A 4,845-nucleotide genomic window follows, 5' to 3' on the forward strand; every position below is an offset into this window, starting at 1 on the left:
TCCGTCTTGACAGCGGTTGGTATGCCGGAAGAACAAGCTGCTCTATATCAAACGCGCCTCGAAGCAGGTGAATTTATGATGATGTTGGAAGTTCCTGCCGATCGAGTCGGTGAATACCAGCTCCTCTTAGAAAGCGCAGGCGGCAAAGATATCCACACTGCTGATGCACCATTACCCCGTGCTGGCGGCGCATACAACAGCCCAGAAGACCTTTCACCAGAAATTCGCACGCATCTATCGCCAGAAGCTCAGGGCGTCTTTATCACGGCTTACAGCGCGGCTTACAACGATAGTCAAGATAAAACCACAGCCGAGCACGCTGGTTGGGAAAAGGTGCAAGAGCAATTTGACGAGGATGAAAATGGGGTCTGGTCGAAGGTTAAAGTCGCACTTTAATCATCGGAGCGCCTATTTAGCAAATAACTCGATGGCTAGTTGTTAATGCAATTGCGGCTATCTGTCGATCGATAGATGCCTGTGTCTGCAATCTAAGTGATGGAATTTGGTGGCAGGGGCTGTACCATAGAAAATAATGTAGTTGTGTATACCGCACGCCCAAACATTCTATGGATGATGTGAATATTCCTCAAGCTCTACCAGTAAATAGTGCCTCCGGTACCGATCGCCAGCAGCAATCTACTGGGCGATTGCATACGATTACCGACGCATGTGCGGCAATGAAAGATGAAATTGCTAGTGAGGCACAACAAATGATTTCTGGCGCAGAAAAGACGGGCAAACCGCCTACTTTTACTGAGGCTTGCTCGACGATGAAAGAGCAGATGGCTGATGAAGCTCAGCACATAGTTGGGGTTCCATCTAGTACCGTCGTAGGTGCTGACGAAGCTAAATCTTTGGAGCGCGATCTGCCTCATAGCCAGCAGATCGAGCAAGCTAAAATGGCACTTAAAGAAGCTAGTTGGTTCGAGCAATAAACTTAATTAATACTATCTTCTGACTGTTATTAGTAGCAGTCAGATTTTTTATCGGAGCATGATTTTTAGGTATCTGTCGATCGGTAGATATCCAAGCGATGGATTAAGAGTTGTGCCTACCGATCGAGCTAAGCCAGTCTATTACTTTTAGGAGAGAGAAATTTTAGAGAACGATCGTATATTTAAAACAGTTAAAACAACTAGGAACAGATTATGAGTATTGAAGATCGCGCTAAATCAACAGCCCAAAATTTAGAAGGCAAAGGTCAAGAAGCAATGGGTAAAGTTACTGGTAGCTCCCAAGATGAAGTTGCTGGACAAGCTAAACAAGGTGCTGCCAAAGTTGGTAACGCTATTGAAGATGCCAAAGATAAAATCGCTGAAAAAGCTCAAGAACTTGGCGATAAAGTGAAAGATGGCATTGACAACGCGAAGAGAGAAATGAATAAGTAACTTTAACTAGTTGCTCTTAACAAGTGCTTGGTATTTTATTTTGATAACTTAGGTACTACTGGTACCTAAGTTTTTGTCGTTTATAAGAGTTACCGATCGCGTCCAAATAGCAATCGATAAGTTCGAGTAAGTTAGGTAAGAGTCTCGGTGGCTCATAGCATAAGTATAATCTACCTAATTGGGCAATTAGTTAGTTAATTGTTATCTCGATCGAGCGATGACGCTCCCCAACCGAACTTGATAAGATTGATGTCATGAAGTGTATCGATAATTGTAATAAATCTCATGCCTAGACTAATCGGCAAAACATCCAAAGCACCTTTGTATACATTGATGGCATTACTAGTGGCCACTGCTGTTGTTTCGGCACTGGAATCTGCGGGTGAGATCGATCTCATCCCTGGATATGGTAGAGATAATCCGACGATGAGACTGCCGGGTAGTCAGTATCCGCGCTCGTATTAGACAGCTAAAAATCACTTAATTTATTCATCATTATAATAGGAATATATCCGTCGTGCGCAAGGGAAAAGATATCATTGGTAAGCCAGTAATTGCCTACGATTCTGGTGAAAAGGTCGATAACGTTATCGATCTGATTTTCGACCAAAATGACAATAGATTATTAGGCTTCTTAGTGAAGGAAGGGGGCTTGTTTGGCGGTGCTAAAGTATTGCCGCTGTATTTAGTCAAAGCAATTGGTGTGGATGCAATTATTATTCCCGATCGCGAGGCGATCGCCCCATCGAAAAATTATGCAGATATGCACAATATTTTGCATAATAACAACATCTTAAATGGCACTCGGATTATGACCACCGACGGTCGCAATTTGGGTAAGTTAATTGACTTCTATTTTGATGAAACTTCTGGCATCATCGAAGGCTATGAAACCTCTGGCGGGTTATTTGCCGATGCTTATTCGGGTCGATCGTTTGTGCCTGCTCCCAAGACGCTCAAAATCGGTCGCGATGTTGCCTTTGTGCCAGTCGAGACAGTTGCACTCATGGAAGAACAAGTCGGTGGCTTGAAAGCGGCAATGCAAACTGCTGGCTCTAAAATCCAGGAAACTGCCCAAGTCGCAGGTACTAAAATCCAAGAAACTGCCCAAATCGCAGGTACTAAAATCCAAGAAACCGCTCAAATCGCAGGTACCAAACTCCAAGAAACCGCTCAAGTTACGGGCGAAAAACTACAATCAGCCGGACAAACAGCCAATAGTCGCCTCACCGATGCGATCGTCGATCGATCGGCGCAGAAGCAGTTTGTAGTGGGTAAAGTGGCACAACAAACAGTCATCGATTCCGATGCTAATCTGTTTGCCAAGGCAGGTACTGTGATTAACGAGTCAATGGCAGATACCGCCGAAAGATTGGGTATCCTCGATCGATTGTACAAGTCTGCTGGGGGTAATTTGACCGAACCCTTGAGCGAACGCTTTAATGGTGCGGTGGCAGGTTTAACCGTCGAGCAAGCACAAGGACGCAGAGCGCAGACAGCAGTATATACGCCAGAGGGTTATATTATTGCCGCCCAGGGGCAAATTGTGACGCCCCAAGCGATCGATCGGGCAAAAGTAACTCACCGCGAATCAGAGCTATTGAGTGCTGTCGGTTTATCGACACCAGCCGCCGCTCAATCTCGTGCGGGTGCATTGGTTGCCACTACTGGCGAGCGGTTGCAATCTAGCACCAGTGCTGCTAGCGAACGGATTAACGAAAGTGCAGCAAATATGTGGGATCGCGTCAAGGAAACCGCTAGCGAACTACAGGGACGTAGCGCACATGCCCTCGAAGAAAAGCGGATTAAGGGCGCATTAGGTCGTCCGACTACCCGCGTAATTCTCGATCGCAATGATGGGATTATCCTCAATGTCGGCGAATTAATCGGTCACAATGCGATCGAGACTGCCCGCACGGCTGGTGTCCTGGATATCTTATTGGATTCAGTGTATACCGAGGCTCCACACTTGTCGATCGACGAACTACGGGCACCAGAAAAGGGTCGCGCAGCTCTGTCATGAGGAAGTCAGGCTTTAGGCTTTAGGCTTTAGGGGAAACTATCTCAATACCTCTACTTCTCGGTCAATCTAAAAATTAGCTAGTCCGCGAAGCGACTGAAATCGCGCTGTAGGCGAAGACGTGTCGCTAGACGGTTCCCTCGTGCTAAGCGTTTCAGTCAAGACAGGCGGACTTCGCATCACAAGCTGCGATTTCAATCGTCAGCAGTTCTTAACCGAGAAGTATTGGAAACATATCTAAGCTCACACTGGAGCTATCTAAAATACAGCCCTGACTCATGACACGAGTTGGGGTTGTGTTTTAGATCGAACTAAACCCGATCGACTCGAAGATCGTCTCTGACCCTCATCAAAATGCGTCCGAGATGGTTTGCACCAGTTTTGGCGCTACCGCAGCCCCAAAAGTAATCTACAGGTGAATCCTCAATAATTTCGGCATCTAATGTATCGAGTAGAACCTGCTGAATATCGAGATGGCTGCTAAATTTTTGCCGGATGGCGCGATACATCAGTTCGCATTTACACCGATCCCAGTCGGGATGGATTTGATGAGCTGGATCTCTGCCAATTTTCGCGGCTAGTTCGGGAGTCGGTGCGGCTTGAATTTGCGCCATCAGATAGGCAAACTTGGTGCCGTGAAATTTGTGGGCTTGGTAGTAATGCTCGACTGTCTTCCAGTGATGGCTAGCTAAGTGCTGGACATCTGCGCTAGGCATGAGAATTGAGTGCGGTGAGAAGTTGGAAAAGCAACCATAAGGTGCATGAACTTTGTAGAAATAAATTCTCAAGGGGTATTCGTTCGCTCACTTTCGATCGTTTACGCTACTCGGTCGCCCGGAAATTGGAATTTGGGTTTAGCAACATTTTACTAAACCCAGCTATAAATATTCAACATCGGGAGTAGCGAACTTGTCAAATGTGTAAGTGTCCGATCGCGACGATTTTGACCAGGGATGCGATCGCGGCTTGGGTTTGGGGTAAACTATCGACGACTACTGCCGTACACAGCAACATCATGTACAAAATCGAATATTTAAACATCGATTTAGCCACACCCTTGTCGGTAGGCGCTTGCAATAATTTCCAAGCTTCATACACGAAGACACCACCTAATCCTAGCGCCGCAATTCCGTAGATAACGCCAGCCGCACCGAGCGGGTACACCAGCAACAAGCTAGTCGGAATCAGCAGCAGGGTATAAATCCAAATCTGTTTGGCAGTGGCGGCTTCACCGACGACGACAGGTAACATCGGAATACCGACCTTCGCATAGTCGTCTTTAATCATCAGCGACAGCGCCCAAAAATGGGGCGGCGTCCAGATAAAGACGATCGCAAATAATACCCAAGCTTCGATACTCAAACTGTTGGTAACAGCCGCCCAACCGACGAGAGCGGGTATCGCTCCGGCGGCACCACCGATGACGATGTTTTGGGG

At 46.7% G+C, this 4,845-nt stretch carries 7 protein-coding genes; 5 read left to right on the top strand and 2 right to left on the bottom strand.

Annotated elements, in window-relative coordinates:
* The 5 genes from RMO52_RS11775 to RMO52_RS11795 form a co-directional block, all read left to right on the top strand.
* A partial coding sequence (locus RMO52_RS11775; RefSeq protein WP_310414302.1) for a ChaB family protein occupies window positions 1-396 on the top strand: 396 nt, incomplete at its 5' end.
* A 170-nt stretch (window positions 397-566) separates the two neighbouring features.
* On the top strand, window positions 567-935 hold the full coding sequence (locus RMO52_RS11780; protein WP_310414305.1) for a hypothetical protein: 369 nt from the start codon (window positions 567-569) through the stop codon (window positions 933-935).
* A 213-nt stretch (window positions 936-1,148) separates the two neighbouring features.
* On the top strand, window positions 1,149-1,388 hold the full coding sequence (locus RMO52_RS11785; protein ID WP_310414308.1) for a CsbD family protein: 240 nt from the start codon (window positions 1,149-1,151) through the stop codon (window positions 1,386-1,388).
* 285 nt (window positions 1,389-1,673) lie between these two features.
* Entirely contained in the window at window positions 1,674-1,853 is a 180-nt protein-coding gene (locus RMO52_RS11790; RefSeq protein WP_309742594.1) for a hypothetical protein, read from the top strand.
* A 52-nt stretch (window positions 1,854-1,905) separates the two neighbouring features.
* Window positions 1,906-3,411 carry a PRC-barrel domain-containing protein gene (locus RMO52_RS11795; protein WP_310414312.1) on the top strand — a complete coding sequence of 502 codons (1,506 nt, stop codon included), beginning with the start codon at window positions 1,906-1,908 and terminating at the stop codon, window positions 3,409-3,411.
* Between the two features lie 308 nt (window positions 3,412-3,719).
* Here RMO52_RS11795 and RMO52_RS11800 read toward each other — a convergent pair whose 3' ends face one another.
* Both RMO52_RS11800 and RMO52_RS11805 read right to left on the bottom strand, forming a co-directional pair.
* Window positions 3,720-4,196 carry an NADAR family protein gene (locus RMO52_RS11800; RefSeq protein WP_309741387.1) on the bottom strand — a complete coding sequence of 159 codons (477 nt, stop codon included), beginning with the start codon at window positions 4,194-4,196 and terminating at the stop codon, window positions 3,720-3,722.
* A gap of 124 nt (window positions 4,197-4,320) precedes the next feature.
* Window positions 4,321-4,845, bottom strand: a 525-nt coding sequence (locus tag RMO52_RS11805) for a UbiA family prenyltransferase (RefSeq protein WP_310414316.1), incomplete at its 5' end; no start/stop codon positions are given.

The organism is Chamaesiphon sp. OTE_8_metabat_110, assembly GCF_031382685.1.
Taxonomy (GTDB): domain Bacteria; phylum Cyanobacteriota; class Cyanobacteriia; order Cyanobacteriales; family Chamaesiphonaceae; genus Chamaesiphon.